16 protein-coding genes are annotated in these 17,064 nt (G+C 68.0%); 11 read left to right on the top strand and 5 right to left on the bottom strand.

Annotated elements, in window-relative coordinates:
• The first annotated feature begins 6 nt into the window (after positions 1-6).
• The 6 genes from ACWF0M_RS28355 (at position 7) to ACWF0M_RS28330 (ending at position 10,752) form a co-directional block, all read left to right on the top strand.
• Entirely contained in the window at positions 7-1,047 is a 1,041-nt protein-coding gene (locus tag ACWF0M_RS28355; RefSeq protein ID WP_452238766.1) for a substrate-binding domain-containing protein, read from the top strand.
• A 10-nt stretch (positions 1,048-1,057) separates the two neighbouring features.
• Positions 1,058-2,221 carry a Gfo/Idh/MocA family protein gene (locus ACWF0M_RS28350; RefSeq protein WP_452238765.1) on the top strand — a complete coding sequence of 388 codons (1,164 nt, stop codon included), beginning with the start codon at positions 1,058-1,060 and terminating at the stop codon, positions 2,219-2,221.
• A complete protein-coding gene (xylA, locus tag ACWF0M_RS28345) occupies positions 2,218-3,378 on the top strand; it encodes a xylose isomerase (protein ID WP_452238764.1) in 1,161 nt (386 codons plus the stop codon). The genes ACWF0M_RS28350 and xylA overlap by 4 nt, the downstream gene beginning before the upstream one ends.
• 88 nt (positions 3,379-3,466) lie before the next feature.
• Positions 3,467-8,857, top strand: coding sequence for a ThuA domain-containing protein (locus tag ACWF0M_RS28340; RefSeq protein ID WP_452238763.1), 5,391 nt, complete (start codon positions 3,467-3,469; stop codon positions 8,855-8,857).
• Positions 8,858-9,021: 164 nt separating this feature from the next.
• Positions 9,022-10,023, top strand: a complete 1,002-nt coding sequence (locus ACWF0M_RS28335; RefSeq protein WP_452238762.1) for a sugar phosphate isomerase/epimerase family protein — start codon at positions 9,022-9,024, stop codon at positions 10,021-10,023.
• A gap of 18 nt (positions 10,024-10,041) precedes the next feature.
• Positions 10,042-10,752 carry a YqjF family protein gene (locus ACWF0M_RS28330; RefSeq protein ID WP_452238761.1) on the top strand — a complete coding sequence of 237 codons (711 nt, stop codon included), beginning with the start codon at positions 10,042-10,044 and terminating at the stop codon, positions 10,750-10,752.
• On the opposite strand, the gene ACWF0M_RS28325 is transcribed toward ACWF0M_RS28330, so the two are convergent.
• On the bottom strand, positions 10,742-11,467 hold the full coding sequence (locus ACWF0M_RS28325; protein ID WP_452238760.1) for a hypothetical protein: 726 nt from the start codon (positions 11,465-11,467) through the stop codon (positions 10,742-10,744). The genes ACWF0M_RS28330 and ACWF0M_RS28325 overlap by 11 nt on opposite strands.
• 67 nt (positions 11,468-11,534) lie before the next feature.
• On the opposite strand from ACWF0M_RS28325, the gene ACWF0M_RS28320 reads away from it, so the two are divergent.
• Positions 11,535-12,026 carry a MarR family winged helix-turn-helix transcriptional regulator gene (locus ACWF0M_RS28320; RefSeq protein WP_452238759.1) on the top strand — a complete coding sequence of 164 codons (492 nt, stop codon included), beginning with the start codon at positions 11,535-11,537 and terminating at the stop codon, positions 12,024-12,026.
• A gap of 7 nt (positions 12,027-12,033) precedes the next feature.
• Here the strand turns inward: ACWF0M_RS28320 and ACWF0M_RS28315 are convergent, their stop codons facing one another.
• Both ACWF0M_RS28315 and ACWF0M_RS28310 read right to left on the bottom strand, forming a co-directional pair.
• Positions 12,034-12,642, bottom strand: coding sequence for a DUF2867 domain-containing protein (locus tag ACWF0M_RS28315; protein WP_452238758.1), 609 nt, complete (start codon positions 12,640-12,642; stop codon positions 12,034-12,036).
• Positions 12,639-13,322, bottom strand: a complete 684-nt coding sequence (locus ACWF0M_RS28310; protein WP_452238757.1) for a molybdopterin-dependent oxidoreductase — start codon at positions 13,320-13,322, stop codon at positions 12,639-12,641. Before ACWF0M_RS28310 ends, ACWF0M_RS28315 begins: the two co-directional genes overlap by 4 nt.
• 62 nt (positions 13,323-13,384) lie before the next feature.
• Between ACWF0M_RS28310 and ACWF0M_RS28305 the strand changes: the two genes are divergently transcribed.
• The 3 genes from ACWF0M_RS28305 to ACWF0M_RS28295 all read left to right on the top strand — a co-directional run bounded on the left by ACWF0M_RS28305 (position 13,385) and on the right by ACWF0M_RS28295 (position 15,022).
• Entirely contained in the window at positions 13,385-13,987 is a 603-nt protein-coding gene (locus tag ACWF0M_RS28305; RefSeq protein WP_452238756.1) for a TetR/AcrR family transcriptional regulator, read from the top strand.
• A 73-nt stretch (positions 13,988-14,060) separates the two neighbouring features.
• Positions 14,061-14,240 carry a hypothetical protein gene (locus tag ACWF0M_RS28300; protein ID WP_452238755.1) on the top strand — a complete coding sequence of 60 codons (180 nt, stop codon included), beginning with the start codon at positions 14,061-14,063 and terminating at the stop codon, positions 14,238-14,240.
• Positions 14,237-15,022 (top strand): GNAT family N-acetyltransferase, encoded by a 786-nt coding sequence (locus ACWF0M_RS28295; RefSeq protein WP_452238754.1) that lies wholly within the window; start codon positions 14,237-14,239, stop codon positions 15,020-15,022. Before ACWF0M_RS28300 ends, ACWF0M_RS28295 begins: the two co-directional genes overlap by 4 nt.
• On the opposite strand, the gene ACWF0M_RS28290 is transcribed toward ACWF0M_RS28295, so the two are convergent.
• Together ACWF0M_RS28290 and ACWF0M_RS28285 are read right to left on the bottom strand one after the other, a co-directional pair.
• Positions 15,019-15,597 carry a GNAT family N-acetyltransferase gene (locus tag ACWF0M_RS28290; protein WP_452238753.1) on the bottom strand — a complete coding sequence of 193 codons (579 nt, stop codon included), beginning with the start codon at positions 15,595-15,597 and terminating at the stop codon, positions 15,019-15,021. The two genes, ACWF0M_RS28295 and ACWF0M_RS28290, sit on opposite strands and share 4 nt — an antisense overlap.
• Complete coding sequence (locus ACWF0M_RS28285) at positions 15,594-16,388, bottom strand: SGNH/GDSL hydrolase family protein (RefSeq protein ID WP_452238752.1); 795 nt, start codon at positions 16,386-16,388, stop codon at positions 15,594-15,596. Before ACWF0M_RS28285 ends, ACWF0M_RS28290 begins: the two co-directional genes overlap by 4 nt.
• Before the next feature lie 54 nt (positions 16,389-16,442).
• On the opposite strand from ACWF0M_RS28285, the gene ACWF0M_RS28280 reads away from it, so the two are divergent.
• Complete coding sequence (locus tag ACWF0M_RS28280; protein WP_452238751.1) at positions 16,443-16,874, top strand: cupin domain-containing protein; 432 nt, start codon at positions 16,443-16,445, stop codon at positions 16,872-16,874.
• The last annotated feature ends 190 nt before the right edge of the window (positions 16,875-17,064 follow it).

The following is a 17,064-nucleotide window of genomic DNA, read 5'->3' as shown; positions in this document are numbered from 1 at the left end:
ACAAGGATGTCCCGAAGTTCCGCCCGGACCCTGGTGATCGCGGGCCTCAGCGTGTTCGCACTGGCTGCTTGCACGAGCAACACTCCGAAGGCCGAGGAGAACGCCGGCAACCCGCCGGCCAACCAGGCCGCCGTGAAGAACGACGAGCCCGGCAAGAAGGTCAAGATCGGGTTCTCCGCACCGGCCGCCGACCACGGCTGGATGGGTGCGATCACCAAGGCCACCCAGGCCGAGGCGAAGAAGTACTCCGACGTCGAGCTGATCGTTGCCGAAGGCACCAACGACGTGAACCTGCAGATCAGCCAGGTCGAGACGTTCATCAACCAGAAGGTCGACGCGATCGTCCTGCTGCCGTTCGACGGGGCCGCGCTCACCCCGGTCGCGACGAAGGCGATGCAGGCCGGGATCACGGTGGTGAACGTGGACCGCGAGTTCGACAGCCCGTTCGCCGCCCGTACGACGGTGCTCGGCGACAACCACGGGATGGGCGTGTCGGCCGGCACGTACATCTGCCAGCAGCTGAAGGGCAAGAAGGACGCGGTGGTCGCGGAGATCGCCGGGATCGACTCGCTGCCGTTGACTCAGGACCGCAGCAAGGGTTTCAAGGAGGCGCTCACCGACTGCGGCCTGAAGGTGAGCAACCGGGTGGCGGCGAAGTTCACCGTCGAGTCCGGTGAGGAGGCCGCGACCAACCTGTTGCAGGCGGCGCCGAAGATCGACGCGATCTGGAACCACGACGACGACCAGGGCGTCGGTGTGATGGCCGCGATCAAGAACTCCGGCCGCAAGGAGTTCTTCGTGGTCGGCGGCGCCGGTTCGGCGAACGTGATGCGGGACATCAAGTCCGGCAGCTCGTTGCTCAAGGCCACCGTTATCTACCCGTCCACGCAGGGCGCCGACGGCGTCCGGCTGGCGCGGCTGCTGGTGCAGAAGAAGGCCCTCGGCGACCTGGTGGAGGTCGAGGTGCCGCGCACCGTGCAGCTGTACGCGCCGGTGGTGACCAAGGACAACGTGGACCAGTACCTACCTACTGCATTCGAGAGCTGATTGGAGAGTTATGAGTGACCTGGGCATCGGCCTGATCGGCTACGCGTTCATGGGGGCGGCCCATTCGCAGGCCTGGCGGAGCGCGCCGCGCTTCTTCGACCTGCCGCTGAACCCCGCCATGAATGTGCTGTGCGGTCGCAACGCCGAGGCTGTTCGGGCGGCCGCGACGAAACTGGGCTGGAAGGAGACCGAGACCGACTGGCGCAAGCTGCTCGGTCGCGACGACGTCCAGCTGGTCGACGTGTGCACGCCGGGCGACAGTCACGCCGAGATCGCGATCGCAGCCCTGGAGGCCGGCAAGCACGTCCTGTGCGAGAAGCCGCTGGCCAACACCGTCGAGGAGGCCGAGGCGATGACCGCGGCCGCTGAGAAGGCGAAGGCCCAGGGGATCAGGTCGATGGTCGGGTTCACCTACCGCCGGGTGCCGGCCATCGGGCTGGCCCGCCAGCTTGTTGCCGAGGGCAAACTCGGCACGATCCGGCACGTCCGGGCACAGTACCTCCAGGACTGGATCGCCGATCCGGAGGCGCCGCTGTCGTGGCGGCTGGACAAGGCGAAGGCCGGGTCGGGCGCGCTCGGCGACATCGGCGCGCATATCGTCGACCTCACGCAGTACATCACCGGCGACACGATCGGCGAGGTGAGCGCTCGGCTGGAAACCTTTGTCAAGGAGCGCCCCGTCGCTGCAGAGCACTCCGGGCTTTCCGGTACGGCGGGAGTCGAACGGGGACCGGTCACCGTCGACGACGCGGCGGTGTTCCTGGCGCAGTTCCGCTCCGGCGCACTGGGCGTCTTCGAGGCGACCCGCTTCGCGACCGGCCGCAAGAACGCGATCCGCATCGAGATCAACGGAAGCCTCGGCAGTCTGGCGTTCGACTTCGAGGACCTGAATCTCCTGCACTTCTACGACGCCACCGAAGACTCGAGGACAGCCGGTTTCCGCCGCATCCTCGCGACCGAACCCGTCCACCCGTACGTCGCCGCTTGGTGGCCGCCGGGTCACCTGCTCGGCTACGAGCACGGGTTCACCCATCAGGTCGTCGACCTGGTCACCGCGATCGCCGAAGGAGCCGATCCCGAGCCGTCGTTCGCCGACGGGCTGCAGGTCCAGCGGGTGCTGGCCGCGGTCGAGACCAGTTCGACGTCACGACAATGGCAGGAGATTCCCGAATGAATGACTACACCCCGACCAAGGACGACAAGTTCTCCTTCGGTCTGTGGACCGTCGGCTGGGAAGGCGTCGACGTCTTCGGTACGGCGGTCCGCCCGCGGATGGATCCGGTGCACGCGGTCGAGAAGCTCGCGGAACTCGGGGCCGCCGCGGTCACGTTCCACGACGACGACGTCGTACCCGACGACTCCACCCGCGGACAGGTGCTGGAGCGGTTCTCCAAGGCGCTGGCCGAGAACGGCCTGGCCGTCGAGATGATGACCACGAACCTGTTCAGCCACCCGGTGTTCAAGGACGGCGGCCTGACCGCCAACGATCGCCAGGTACGGCGGTACGCGCTGGCGAAGGTGCTCCGCAACGTCGACCTCGCGGCCGAGCTGGGCGCGACGACGTACGTGCTCTGGGGCGGCCGTGAAGGCGCGGAGTCCGGTGGTTCGAAGGATGTGCGGGCCGCACTCGATCGCTACAAGGAGTCGATGGACCTCCTGTGCGCGTACGTGCGCGAGCAGGGGTACGACCTCCGGTTCGCGATCGAGCCGAAGCCGAACGAGCCGCGCGGCGACATCCTGCTGCCGTCGATCGGGCATGCGATTGCCTTCATCAACGATCTCGCCGACCCCGAACTCGTCGGCATCAACCCCGAGGTCGGGCACGAGCAGATGGCGTCGCTGAACTACGCGCACGGGATCGCGCAGGCGTTGTGGCACGGGAAGCTGTACCACATCGACCTCAACGGGCAGCACGGTCCGCGGTTCGATCAGGACCTGCGGTTCGGGGCCGGGAACCTGCGCGAGGCGTTCTGGACCGTCGACGTACTGCAGGGCGCCGGGAGCTATCCGGCGTACGACGGTTATATCCACTTCGACTACAAGCCGCCGCGGACCGAGGACGAGGAAGGCGTCTGGGAGACCGCGCGGGGCTGCATGCGGAACTACCTGATCCTGCGCGACAAGGTGCAGGCGTTCCGCGCCGACCCGGAGGTTGTGGAGGCACTCGCCGCCGCACGGGTCGCGGAGTTGTCCGAACCCACCCTGGCCGAGGGTGAATCGCTGGACGAGCTCCGCAACGCGACGTACGACCGGGAAGCGCTGGCCGAGCGCGGTCTCGGGTTCGAAAGGCTGGACCAGTTGGCGATGGAGCACCTGCTCGGCGTCCGCTGATCCGGCTGTAGTAAGTCCCGCGCAGGGCAGAGCACGGGATTCGTAGTGATGGAGCGCGCACCCTTGTCCGTCCCATGAGGAGCTCCGCATGATCCAGCTACGCAGACCTGGCACCTTGGTGTGCCTTCTCGTGCTCGCCCTGTTCGCGGCTTTACTGACCCCCTTACCCGCTCGGGCCCATCCGGGGCACGGGGACGAGACGTTCAACGCCCTGATCTTCAGCAAGACCGCCGGTTTCCGGCACGACTCGATCCCGGCCGGCATCCAGGCGATCAAGGACCTGGCGACCGAGAACGGCTTCACGGTCACCGCGACCGAGGACGCCACGATGTTCAACGACACCGAGCTGGCGAAGTACGAGGTCGTCATCTGGCTGTCCACGACCGGTGACGTCCTGAACGCGGACCAGCAGGCCGCGTTCGAGCGGTACATCCGGGCCGGCGGCGGGTACGCCGGGATTCACGCAGCGTCCGACACGGAGTACGACTGGCCCTGGTACGGGCAGCTCGTCGGCAGCTACTTCGACAGCCATCCCGCAGGTACGCCGAACGCGACGGTGAAGGTGGAGGATCACGCGCACCCGTCGACGAAGGATGCGCCGACGCTCTGGCCGCGGACGGACGAGTGGTACAACTACCGGACCAATCCGCGCGGCACCGTCCATGTGCTCGCGTCGCTCGACGAGTCGTCGTACAGCGGGGGCACCATGGGCCCCGAGCACCCCATCACGTGGTGCCAGGACTACGACGGCGGCCGCGCCTGGTACACGGGCATGGGGCACACCATCGAGTCGTACGCCGATCCGACGTTCCGCAAACAACTGCTCGGTGGCATCAAGACCGCGGCCGGTGTGGAGCCGGCGGACTGCGGCGCGTCGCTGAGCGACAGCTACGAGAAGGTGACGCTGGACGACAACACGTCGAACCCGATGGAGTTGTCGATCGCCGACGACGGCCGGGTGTTCTACATCGACCGGAACGGCGCGGTGAAGATCATCAAGACCGACGGCTCGGTCGTCACGGCCGGGACGCTGAACGTCTATACCGGCCAGGAATTCGGGCTCCTCGGTCTTGCCCTGGATCCCGGGTTCGCGTCGAACGGGTTCATCTATCTGTACTACTCCCCGGTGAGCACGGAGCCGTTCGACCGGGTCTCGCGGTTCAAGGTGACTGGTGACACTCTTGACCTCGCGAGCGAGCAACAGGTCCTGCGGATCGACACGCAACGCGACCAGTGCTGCCACGCCGGCGGCGCGCTCGAGTTCGATGGCAACGGCAACCTTTACATCGCGACCGGTGACAACAGCAATCCCTTCGACTCCGACGGTTACGCGCCGCTCGACGAGCGGGCCGGACGGGCCGCGTGGGACTCGCAGCGATCGGCGGCCAACAGCAACGTGCTGAACGGCAAGATCCTCCGCATCCACCCATCGGACGACGGCTCGTACACCGTTCCCGCTGGAAACCTCTTCCCAGAAGGTACGGCACCGGTGTTGTCAGGTTTGGCGCGGCCCGAGATCTACGCGATGGGCTTCCGCAACCCGTTCCGGATCGGGATCGATCCGACCACCAATCACCTGTTCGTCGCGGACTTCGGGCCGGATGCCGGTGCGGTCTCGCCGACGCGCGGACCGGACGGCCGGGTCGAGTGGAACATCCTGTCCAAGCCGGGCTTCTACGGGTGGCCGTACTGCGTCGGCGCGAACACGCCGTACAACGACTACGACTTCGCGACCGGTACGTCGGGTGCGACGTTCAACTGCAACGCACCGGTCAACGAGTCGCCGAACAACACCGGTATCACGCAACTGCCCGCGGCGATTCCCGCGACGATGTGGCAGGGGAAGTCGACAACCGGCGTACCGGAGATCGGTGGCAGCGGTGCGCCGATGACGAGTGGCGCCTACAAGTACGACGCCGCGAACCCGTCGGACCGGAAGTGGCCGGAGTACTTCGACGGCAAGGCGGTCTGGGCGGACTGGAACGACAGCCGGCTGTTCTCCGTGCAGCTGAACGACGATCGCAGCGGCGTCGCGGACGTGTCGCGGATGCTGCAGAAGCTGAACTTCATCCGGCCGCACGCACTGCAGTTCGGGCCGGACGGCGCGCTGTACGTGATCGAGTGGGGGAGCGGATTCGGCGGGAACAACACCGACTCGGGCCTCTACCGGATCGACTACGTGCAAGGGAATCGCGCGCCGATCGCGCAGTTCACGACCGACAAGACGTCCGGTCCGGTGCCGTTGACGGTCGCGTTCGACTCGACCGGATCGCGTGACCCGGACGGGCAATCCGTGACGCTGGCATGGGACTTCGACGGCAACGGTACGACGGACAGCACCGACGCCAAGCCGACGTACACCTATGCGACGGCCGGGGTGTTCACTGCGCGGTTGACGGTGACCGATCCGGACGGCCGTACGGCGGTGTCGAACCGAACCATCACGGCAGGGAACACCGCGCCGACGATCACCGTACAAGCACCGGTCGACGGCGGGTTCTTCGACTTCGGCGACACGATCCACTACAAGGTGACGGTCACCGACCCCGAGGACGGGACGGTCGACTGCAATGACGTGATCACCCAGCCGGCGCTCGGGCACGACGAGCACGCGCACCCGTACGAGCAGTACCACGGGTGTGAGGGCACGTTCCCGCTGCCCGGCGACCAGGGGCATGTCGGCGCGAACATCTTCGGCATCGTGACCGTGACGTACACGGACAAGGGTGCCCCGGGGACCGGCAAGATCACCACGCAGAAGGTGGTCCAGTTGCAGCCGAAGACCCGGGAGGCGGAGTTCTTCAGCGAGACCGGTGGGCCTGGATCGGCTCCCGGCGTACAGGTCGAGGACACCGGTGACACCGCCGGCGGTGGGAAGAACATCGGGTTCATCGAAGACGGCGACTGGTGGGGCTGGAAACCGACCAACCTGACCAACATCGACCAGCTCCAACTCCGGGCCGCATCACCCGACGCGGGCGCGACAGTGCAGGTGCGCCAGGGCTCGCCGACGGACGGGCCGGTGGTGGCAACCATCCAGGTGACGCCGACGGGCGGGTGGCAGACGTACGGCGACTTCACCGGCGCGGTCAGCGGCGCGTCGCTCGACAGCGGCCCGTTGTACTTCGTGAAGACGACCGGGCAACTGAACGTCAACTGGGTCAAGTTCATCGGCAAGGGCGTCACGGAGAACCAGCGCCCGTCGGTGACCGTCACGGCTTCGGCAACCCAGGGCAAGGCGCCACTCGCCGTCGACTTCACCGCGGCCGCCACCGACCCTGAGGGCGACCTCCCGCTCACCTACGCGTGGAGCTTCGGTGACGGAGGGACTGCCACCGGGGCCGCGGCTTCCCACACCTTCACGGTCCCAGGCAAACACACCGTGACGGCGACAGTAACTGATTCGCGTGGGGCCATGGGGACAGCAAAAGTCGATGTCACAGTCGACTCACCATCCGCACCAACCTGCCTGACCGGCCGCTCCGACGGCTTCGAGGGTACGGCGCTCGACACCGCCCGCTGGTCGTCAGTTGTCCGCGGCAACCAAGAACTGTCGGTCGGGAACGGCGCGTTGTCGATCCCGTTGACCGCAACGGATATCTACGGCACCGGCAACACCGGGACCCCGAACCTCGTCCTGCAGCCGCTCCCCGCGGGCGCCTGGTCGGCGACCGCCAAGGTGACGTTGCCGGCGCGGTTGGCGTACCAGCAGGCCGGGCTGATCGTGTACGGCGACGACGACAACTACGCCAAGATGGTTCTCCAAGGTCGCTCCACGGGATCGCCGTCCGCGGCGGACCGGATCTTCCAGTTCATCCGCGAGGAAGCCGGCGTACCGAACGAGGTGGCCGCGTCCAACACGGCGAACCTCGGCGCCGCCTACCCGGATACGGTCTGGGTGCGGTTCACGTCGGACGGCGCTTCGTTGAAAGCGGCGTACAGCGCGGACGGCGCGACGTTCACCGAGATGCCGGAGACGAAGCAGCTCGCCGGGATCGCGAATCCGCGGATCGGGCTGTTCGGTCTCGCGAACCGGACCGAGGCGCTGCCGATCGCGGCGTCGTTCGACTACTTCACGATCACGCCCGACGACACCGCCGAGCAGCCCACACCGGACGACGAGTTCGCGGGTACGACGCTCGACGCGTGCCGCTGGACGGACGTCGTACGGCCCGATCCGGCCGCGTACCGAGTCACTGGCGGCGGGCTCGAGATCGACACGAGTAAGGGAGACGTCTACGGCGGCGGCAACTCGGGCCCGAAGAACCTGATGCTTCAGGGTGCACCGGACGGCGACTGGACGATCGAGACCAAGGTGGACGCGTCGACGTTCGACGAGGCTTATCAGCAGGCTGGTCTGCTGGTCTACGCCGACGACGCGAACTACGTGAAACTCGACTACCTGACGACGAACGCCGCGGGATCGACGGTTGCCCGGGGCATCGAGCTCCGCAGCGAAGTCGGGGACGTCGTCCAGTCGCCGCAGCCGAACGCGCCCAGCCCCACTCAGGGCGTTTGGTATCTCCGGCTGGCGAAGTCGGGTTCTACCTTCACCGGGTCGTACAGCTCGGACGGCCTGGTGTGGTCGGCACTTCCGCCCGTGACGAACACCGCGCTCGGTTCGGCGAAGTTCGGGGTGTATGCGTTCGGAGTGGATCAGGCGGCGTCGAAGACCGCGAAGTTCGACTACTTCAAGCTGGTTCGTGACACGGTGGCGCCCGCGGTCAGCCTGACGCTCAACCCGTCGACGCCTTCGGGGCAGGCGGGCTGGTGGACGGGTCCGGTGACCGCGACTGCGATGGGTACGGACGACCAGCCCGGTCAGGTTTACCTGGAGCAGAAGGTTGGCGAGGGCAACTGGTCGGAGTACACCGCACCCGTGGCGCTGACGGCCGACGGGACGCACACCCTCGCGGTCCGGGGGAGTGACACGGCCGGGAACGTGTCGGAGCCCTCGTCGGTCACGGTGAAGATCGATCAGACACCGCCAACAGCTATAGTGACCGGGCTGTCGAGCGGCGGGTCGCTCGGCGTCGCGTCCACGGCGTCGGTGACGGCGACCGTCGCGGACGCGTTGTCCGGCCCGGGCGAGGTCACGCTCGCCGTCGACGGGAAGCCGACGACCAGCACCTTGGACGGTGTCGTGCTCGGGCTCGGCGCGCACACCCTGACCGCGACGGCAACCGATGTCGCCGGGAATACCTCGGTGACGAGTGTTCCCTTCACGGTGGTTGCGTCGTACGCCGAAGCGGTCAAGTTGGTCGACCGCTACCGCGCCGCCGGAAAGGTGCCGCTGGCAACGGCCACGGTACTGAAGGCGCACCTCAGAACCGCCGAACGCGCCGCGGGCCGTCACCAGGTAGTGCCCGCGACCGTCGCGCTCACGCTGTACCTGACCACAGCCCGCACCGTCGCCGACGTACCGGCGCGGACCCTGCTGACCGCGGTGGGTCAGGACCTGAAGGCGCGGCTCGGCTGATGACGTCGCCGTGGGCACTCGCCGCCAGACACCTGCCGCCGCTCCGGCTGGTTCGGCCCCAGACGGGCGATGGCACAGCGAGTCCCACGGTGACAGTCCCCGGCGGCGGGCCTGCGCTCCGGACGCCGCCGGGGACATCCCAGTACACGACAAGGAGAGAGAAGATGGCTCGACCGATCACGCTGTTCACCGGCCAGTGGGCCGACCTGCCGTTCGAGGAGGTGGCTCGGCTGGCGTCCTCGTGGGGATACGAGGGACTGGAGATCGCCTGCTGGGGCGACCATCTCGACGTACGACGTGCCGCCGAGGACCCGGCGTACGTCCGGGACCGGCTGGACATCCTCGAGAAGCACAACCTGAAGGTGTGGACGATCTCCAACCACCTGCTCGGGCAGGCGGTCTGCGACGATCCCATCGACCAGCGGCACCAGGCGATCCTGCCCGCGCACATCTGGGGCGACGGCGATCCGGAGGGCGTCCGGCAGCGGGCGGCCGAGGAGATGAAGACGACCGCGCGGGCGGCGCGGGCACTCGGCGTCGACGTGGTGGTCGGGTTCACCGGGTCGTCGATCTGGAAGACGGTCGCGATGTTCCCGCCGGTGCTGCCCGCGATGATCGAGGCCGGGTACGCCGACTTCGCGGATCGGTGGAACCCGATCCTCGACGTGTTCGACGCCGAAGGTGTCCGGTTCGCGCACGAGGTGCATCCGTCGGAGATCGCGTACGACTACTGGTCGACGACCGCGACACTGGAGGCGATCGGGCACCGGGAGGCGTTCGGGCTGAACTGGGACCCGTCGCACTTCGTCTGGCAGGACCTCGACCCGGTCGGCTTCCTGTGGGACTTCAAGGACCGGATCTACCACGTCGACTGCAAGGACGCGAAGCGCCAGGTCGGCAACGGCCGCAACGGACGGATGGGGTCGCACCTCGCCTGGGGCGACCCGCGCCGCGGCTGGGACTTCGTCTCGACCGGGCACGGCGACGTACCGTGGGAGGCGTGTTTCCGGATGCTCAACACGATCGGCTACGACGGCCCGATCTCGGTCGAGTGGGAAGACGCCGGCATGGACCGCCTGGTAGGAGCCGCCGAAGCAGTCCAGTTCGTCCGCACCCTAGCCTTCGACCCACCCACAGCATCCTTCGACGCCGCCTTCTCTTCCTAGGGGGCTACGCTCGATGGCATGAGTTGGCCGGTGGCGCCGGGGTTGTCGCGGCCGCGGATTCTGCGGCAGCGGTGGCTTGATTTGACCTTTGTGCATTGGGCTTTCGCGCCGGCCGATGTCGCGCACTTCTTCCCGCCGGGGACCAGGCCGGACACGTTCGACGGACGGACGTACGTCGGCCTGGTCCCGTTCCGGATGGTCGGGACCGGGATGCCGCACGGCCCGGCCGTTCCGTATTTCGGGTCGTTTCTGGAGACGAACATCCGGCTGTACTCCGTCGACGAGACGGGCCGGCGTGGCGTGGTGTTCCTGAGCCTCGACGCGAATCGGCTGGCTGTGGTGGCGACCGCGCGGACGGTCTTCGGGCTGCCGTACCGCTGGGCGCGGATGTGCCATGAACGGCACGGCAACCACCACACGTACACGTCGACCGTGCGCGAGTCCGGCGTACAAGCGCTCGTTGGTGTCGAGATGGGCGAACGCCTGCAGGCCGGGCCGTTGGAGGACTTCCTCACCGCGCGGTGGGGCCTGCACGTCCAGCGCGCCGGTCGCACCTGGTACCTGCCGAACGGTCACCCGCCCTGGATCCTCCACTCCGCAAGCCTTACGGCGCTGGACGTCGACGGGCTGTTGCGGTCCGTGGGACTCGTGCCGCCCGACCGCGCGCCGGATCATGTCGCGTTCAGCGCCGGTGTTCCCGCGGAGTTCGGCGTACCGGTCAGGCCATGAGCTCTTCGGTCTCTTGGATGATGAACGGGATGTTCAGTTGACGGGCCCAGCGGTTGACCTCGGTCGCGAGAGCCTTTGATCCCGGTACGTCGCCCTCGTCGCGGAGGAGGACCGCGAGCATGGCCTGCTGGGCGAGCGTGGGGCGCAGGTATCCGGCGTTCTGCAGGAGCTCGGTGGACCGCTCCCACTGCGTCCGCGCGAGCGCCAGATCGCCGGCCGCGTGGGCGTGGTAGCCGAGATGCCTCAGTGCCATCGCTACCAGCCACTCGTCGTCGTACTTCTCACCCAGCTCCAACGCAATCTGGTAGTACTCGATCGCCTCGGCGGGCTGCTCGTAGACGTTGTCGGCCATTGCTCCGGCCCAGAAGCTCGCAGTACCTCGACGGGCCTCGTCGGGAGCCTCCTCGATGAGCGTGAGAACGCGCTCTCTCAGGTCCTTGCCGCCGGACTGGAACAGCGCGGTCGCGTAGTCCTTGCGGAACTTCAGCAGCGCGAGATCCCACGAGTCGCCGGGGACGGCGGCGGAGGCGTGGTCGGTCTGCCGCCCGAAGTCCTGGTCGACGGTGACCTCGGCCAGTGTCAGCGCGAGCAGCTCACGCTCGGCGGCATCGTCGGGGCGGGTGGCGGTCAGCAGATCGGTCGCGGCGGCCCACTGGCCGGCGCGCATCAGGTGGGTGGCGGCGGTGACGACCTCGATGGCTGGGAGTTGGCTCATGTCTAGTACAGTATTTCGACATCGAAATATTTGACAACTAACCTTCAGTGGCTGAAAAGTTAGTCGGGTGAAAGACTTCGTAGACGCGCATGTCGACCTCTGGGCCGGGGAGCTCGACGACCTCGACCGGGACGTCGAAGGCATCACGGTCCGCCTCCAAGTTCTGACGCGGTACCTCGAGCGCCGGCGAGAAGCCGTGCTGGCGACGTACGGACTGCAGCTGTGGGAGTTCAAGACGCTCCACATGCTGCGTCGCGGCGGTACGCCGTACCGTGCAACGCCCGGCGAACTGGCCCGGCAGCTCGGCATGTCGCCGGCCGCCCTGACCAATCGGCTGGACGCGCTCGAGAGCCGCGGGTACGTCGAACGCACGCACGACCGCGACGACCGCCGCAAGGTCGTCGCGACGCTGACCCGCTCGGGGAGTGCTCTCTGGGAACGCGGCATCGGCGACATCCTCCGGGTCGAGGAGGAGCTGATCCACCACCTGCCCCCAGCCGACCGGACCCGCCTCGACAACCTCCTCCGCCGCTTGGTCCTGGTGACCGAGACCGGCTGATCACTCGTCAGTGCCGTTGCGACCAGGTCCGTTCGAAGTGGCGCATGAGTGCGGGATAGACGATCGCGTAGCGGAACGGCTTGATGAAGGCCATGTACGCCTTGCCGAAGGTGCCGCGGGGTTTGACGTAGACGGTCAGCTGCGCGCGATAGCGGCCGCTTCCCTGGTCGACCCAGGCGAGGTGCATCACGCCGTACATGGTTCGGTTGGAGATCTCCTCGGCGAGTTCGGTGCCGGTGCGGTACAGCGGCCGGAACGGCTTGTCGGTGAGCTGCGCTGCGGGGGACGTGTCGCGGAGGTCGTCCGGAACCCGCTCGAGCAGCGACGGTTCGCCGGTACCGGGAACGGGCGGCCAGGCGCCGGCGGCGTCTGCGGACGTCGAAATGCGCCCCAGTCCGAACGCGCGTCCGAGCACGTCGCGAAGGCCCCACAGAAAGCGCACCGGCAGCGGCGCGGACGCCGGAAAGTCCAGCGCTTGCTGCGACTCGACAACGGCTGGAAAGTCGTCTGCGCCGCCCTCCACGGGAAGCGCCCAGACGTCCTCGACGTCGAAGTCGGGCACGACGTCGTCGATGATCCAGTCCTGGCTGTTCAGTACGTCGTTGGGAAGTCTCATCGGTCGTGCGTTCCTTTCGCGCAGAGGGCACGGATAGGTCGGATCAGCGGGCGGTAGAACGGTCGGATCAGCCGTCCCGGGATGCGGCCGTGGCGCTCCTCGTGCCAGACCCGAGCTCGGGGATGGCCCTCGATCAGCCGGCCGATGATGCCCCGATTGATGCGGTCTGCCGGGAACGTGGAACACACCTCGACCTGGCTCAGGTGCTTGATGCTCATGTAGCCGTACTGGGCGGGGCTGACCAACCGGATCGGCGCGCCGTGGTCGCCGCCGAGTGGGCGCCCGTTCACCCGGTCCGCGAGCAGGACGTCGTCCGCCAGCGCGTCCTGCAACTCGACCACGGAGCTGACCCCGTCCAGACCCACGAACGTCAGGTGACTGACGCGGACCTCCGCGTCGAGAGCCGGCCCGACGAAGGCGTGAAAGAAGTCGGCGAACCGCACCCCTTCCCATTGCAGGTCGGTCGCCGTCCAGCCGGAGACGCAGTGGAAGTCGGCGACGAGTTCGCGCCGCGGCAGCGTGGCGAGCTCCGGCAACCGCACCTCCGACGGCGCGCGCACGACGCCGCTGACCTCGATCACCGGAGCGTCCGGCACCGCGGGCGGCGGCCGGTGCAGGTGGGTGCCGAAGCGCGGGAACCCCTCGACACGGCGTTGTCCGGGTGGAAGTGGCACCATCATGAACCTCCTTCACCGACCGACGGTCGGTCACCGACTTGCGGTCAGTCTTTTATGCTTACCCGGTGACTGTCAAGAGGCTGCGTGATCGGCAGGCGGAGGCGACCCGGGAACTGCTCGTCGGGATCGCGCGCGAGCGGTTCGTCGAGCAGGGCTACAAGGCGACCGCGATGGACGACATCGTCCAGCGCGCGGGTCTCGCGAAGGGCGCTCTGTACCACCACTTCAGCGGCAAGGACGCGCTGTTCAAGGCGGTGTACGACGTGGTGCTGGAGGAGACCGCCGGGGCGGTGATGGCCGCGGCCCTGGCCGAAGAGGATCCGTGGGTCGCGGTACGAGCGGGCCTGGCCGCGTTCCTCGACGCCTGCCTGCAGCCGGCGTTCCGGCGGATCGTGATCATCGACAGTGTGACCGTACTGGCCGCCCGCGCGTGGGACAGCGGTGCGGAAGGCGTCGAGCTGCCGATGCTGCGGACCGTGCTGACGCCGCTGGTGGACAGCGGCGCGTTGCCCGGCGTCACACTCGACGCGCTGGCGCACCTCGCACTGGGCGGTCTCTACGGCTCAGCCCTCTACATTGCCCGTGCCGCCGACCCCGCAGCCGCCCGTGTCGAGGCTGATGTGGTGCTGGACGTCGTCCTGCGCGGCGTGCGGGCGGCGACCACCTGATCAGTGCATGTCAAGTTCGGCCGATCTGATCCGACGTCTCCGTGTAAGCACCGAGAGACCGGAGGACGGACCGATGGAACCGCTGAACCTGATGGTGTCGCTGAGCCACTTCGCGAACGCCGAGCGTGAGAACAAGCACGGCCTCAGCCAGCCCGCCGGGCGGGGTCGCCGCGCCGACCGGAAGGCGCGCAAGCTCACGGCAGGACGAAATGTGAGGCGGATCTGGGCAAGGCGTGCCAGAGTCCTCCCGTGACTGATGCCCTGAAGAACGACCTGCTCGCGGTGTACGACGACCAGCTGCGGGGGACGGCTGAGAGCGCGGACGTGCCGATGAGCACCGACGGGCCGGTGATCCGGGTCGAGTACCCGAGCCGCGGCTTCGTGAGTTATCGCTCTCTCGATGGTCTCGACGGCGCGGAGATCGACGCGCTGATCGCCCGGCAGCGCGACTACTTCGCCGCCAAGGGCCAGGCCGTCGAGTGGAAACTGCGCGGTCACGACCTGCCGGCCGACCTCCCGGACCGGCTGAAAGCGGCGGGGTTCGAGCCCGAGGAGCAGGAGACCGTACTCGTCGCCGAGAGTGCGGCCATCGCGGAGCGCCTGCAGGGCCGCGAGGTGGTCGACGGCATCACGATCCGGCTGGTGAGCGAGCGCGCGGACTTCGAGCGCATCGCCGGGATGGAGTCGACGGTATGGGGCGAGGACTGGTCCTGGCTGACCGACGACCTGGTACGCCGGCACGCGAGCGGTACCGACGTCTACGTCGCCGAGGCCGACGGCCAGGTGGTCTCCGCTGCGTGGGCCGTGTACAAGAAGGGCACCGAGTTCACCGGCCTGTGGGGCGGCTCGACGCTCGCCGAGTGGCGCGGCAAGGGCATCTACAAGGCGCTGGTCGCGGTCCGCGCGACGCGGGCAACCGAACTCGGCTACAAGTACCTCCACGTCGACGCCTCCGACGACAGCTCCCCGATCCTCCAGCGCCTCGGCTTCCTCGCAGTCACCACCACCACGCCGTACGTCCACACACCGGCTTAACGCGGTGCGCGGTAGAGCGCGTAGTGCATGGGGCCGTTGTGGGGGAGTTCCAGTTCTGCGATGACGGTGAAGCCCAGTGACTCGTAGAAGCTGATGTTCGCCGGGTCCTGGGTTTCCACGAAGGCGGGGGAGTGCGCGGCGTCCGCGGTTGCGAGACCGGGAGTGATGACCGCGCGGCCCAGGCCCCGTCGCTGGCGGTCCGGGTCGACGGCGGCGAGTGCGAGAAGCCAGGCAGGCTGGCGAGGATGGAACAGAGCGATCGCCTGGCCGTACTCCGCTGTGAGCGGTCCCCGGGATCCGGCGAGTTCCTGAAACGCAGCCGCGTGCGGCGCGAAAGCGTCAGCGGGGAGGTCGGGTGGGAGCCAGACAGCGACCGCGCTCACGTCGTCGGTGACCCAGACGCGACCGTGCGGCAGCCCGATCCCGCTGACGAACAACCGGTGGTACTCCGTGAGTCGGTCGAGGTAACCATCCGGGTCGAAGCACGCGCGGCTCATCGGGTAGTCGGCCAAGGCACGCGTCAGGGTGCTGACGGCGGCGTCGACGTCCGAAATGGTTGCCTCGCGCACCTTCATGTGCGGAGCGTCTCGAGGATCAGGTCGGCGACGGCGCGCATGCCTGCCGCGTTCGGGTGGTACGAGACATGGCCGCCCAGATAGGACGGCCGGATGGTGAAGCCGGTGGTCCACGGCTCGGCCGATCCGATCGCGTGCTCCCGGCTCGCCGCCGACGCCGCCACCAGCTCGGCTCCCGAGGCGGCGGCCGCCTTCGCGAACGCAGCCGCCAGACCGTCGGCCATCAGCGCAATGCTCGGCAGCTGTTCCTCGTTCAGCGGTACGTCGAGCCGCGGCCGAGTCGCCGGGCCGACCAGACTCAGGTAGTCGACCAGCAGGATCCGCGCCTCCGGGGAGCGCTCTCTGGCGCTCTCGACCACCGTCGTCAGCGAATCCGTGACGGTCTGGTACGACGCCTCGTCCTTGAGGTAGCTGACCCGCGCGCGGATCCGGTTCGCCACCCGGCGGCCGAGGATCGACGCGGGTTTCGCCACCGTGTTCAGGAAACTCCCGCGGAGGAACGTCCCGACGTACTCGAGATCGTTGCCGCCGACCGTGATCGTCACGAGAGCGGTCTCCGGGGTGAGCGCGTCGAGCTGCGGCGGCGCCTCGTCCTGCGGGGTGTCGAGCACGTGCGCGGTGGTCGCGCCCGAGTACGTGACGTCGACGAGATCGAGGCCGAGCTCGGTCGCGACGAGGTGCGCGTAGTTGTTGCCCGAACGTCCCGCGGGCGGGTGCACGATCGGGCGGATCCCCGGTCCGGCCGCGAACGAGCTGCCGAGTGCGACGTACCGACTGCCGGAAGCGATCACCGCACCACGATAGATGATGGGTCGATCTCTCTACCGGACGAAAGGAACCACACCATGCGCACTCGGGGAGCACTCGCCGCCGTCGCGGTCGGCAGTCTGGCGATCGGGCTGATGCCTGTCACCGCGGACGCGACACCGGGATCCGGCGTCACCGGGACGATCCTGTCCAAGACGACGATCGGGCGGACCGACTACGTACTGCGCGAGATCACCATCCAGCCGGGCGGTACGACCGGGTGGCATTTCCACGACGGGACGCTCTACGCGTTCGTGAAGGCGGGCACGCTGACCCACTCGGATCACGATTGCACGACGGACGGCGTGTACAAGTCCGGCGCCGCGTTCACCGAGCCGAGCGGAACCGACCACGTCCACCTCGGCCGCAACCTCGGCGCCAAACCCGTCGTACTCGACGTCCTCTACGTACTCCCAACCGGCAGCCCCCTCTCCGAAGACGCCCCCAACCCAGGCTGCCCGTTCCAGTAACCCGCCGCCGGTGCCCGTCGAGTCGTGGATTTCGGCGCCCAAACGCAACCTCTTTCCACGACTCGGCGGCTCGCGCACGGGGCCGGATATCCGTTCTTGTTGGGCGGTTGGGCGGTTGGGCGGTTGGGCGGTTGGTCGGTGGCGGGGGAGGGGACGGACCCGGGAGGCAGATGCGTGCTCGCTGTCCACT

The organism is Kribbella sp. NPDC055110, from assembly GCF_053607525.1.
The sequence above is the reverse complement of the archived record's forward strand: the minus strand, read 5'-3'. Positions and strand labels throughout refer to the sequence as shown.

Coding starts and splice junctions, on each gene's coding strand:
- ACWF0M_RS28335 (WP_452238762.1), top strand. CDS start 9,022: ATGGCTCGACCGATCACGCTGTTCACCGGCCAGTGGGCCGACCTGCCG.
- ACWF0M_RS28340 (WP_452238763.1), top strand. CDS start 3,467: ATGATCCAGCTACGCAGACCTGGCACCTTGGTGTGCCTTCTCGTGCTC.
- ACWF0M_RS28300 (WP_452238755.1), top strand. CDS start 14,061: ATGGAACCGCTGAACCTGATGGTGTCGCTGAGCCACTTCGCGAACGCC.
- ACWF0M_RS28325 (WP_452238760.1), bottom strand. CDS start 11,467: ATGAGCCAACTCCCAGCCATCGAGGTCGTCACCGCCGCCACCCACCTG.
- ACWF0M_RS28355 (WP_452238766.1), top strand. CDS start 7: ATGTCCCGAAGTTCCGCCCGGACCCTGGTGATCGCGGGCCTCAGCGTG.
- ACWF0M_RS28330 (WP_452238761.1), top strand. CDS start 10,042: ATGAGTTGGCCGGTGGCGCCGGGGTTGTCGCGGCCGCGGATTCTGCGG.
- xylA (WP_452238764.1), top strand. CDS start 2,218: ATGAATGACTACACCCCGACCAAGGACGACAAGTTCTCCTTCGGTCTG.
- ACWF0M_RS28315 (WP_452238758.1), bottom strand. CDS start 12,642: ATGAGACTTCCCAACGACGTACTGAACAGCCAGGACTGGATCATCGAC.
- ACWF0M_RS28310 (WP_452238757.1), bottom strand. CDS start 13,322: ATGATGGTGCCACTTCCACCCGGACAACGCCGTGTCGAGGGGTTCCCG.
- ACWF0M_RS28280 (WP_452238751.1), top strand. CDS start 16,443: ATGCGCACTCGGGGAGCACTCGCCGCCGTCGCGGTCGGCAGTCTGGCG.
- ACWF0M_RS28350 (WP_452238765.1), top strand. CDS start 1,058: ATGAGTGACCTGGGCATCGGCCTGATCGGCTACGCGTTCATGGGGGCG.
- ACWF0M_RS28290 (WP_452238753.1), bottom strand. CDS start 15,597: ATGAAGGTGCGCGAGGCAACCATTTCGGACGTCGACGCCGCCGTCAGC.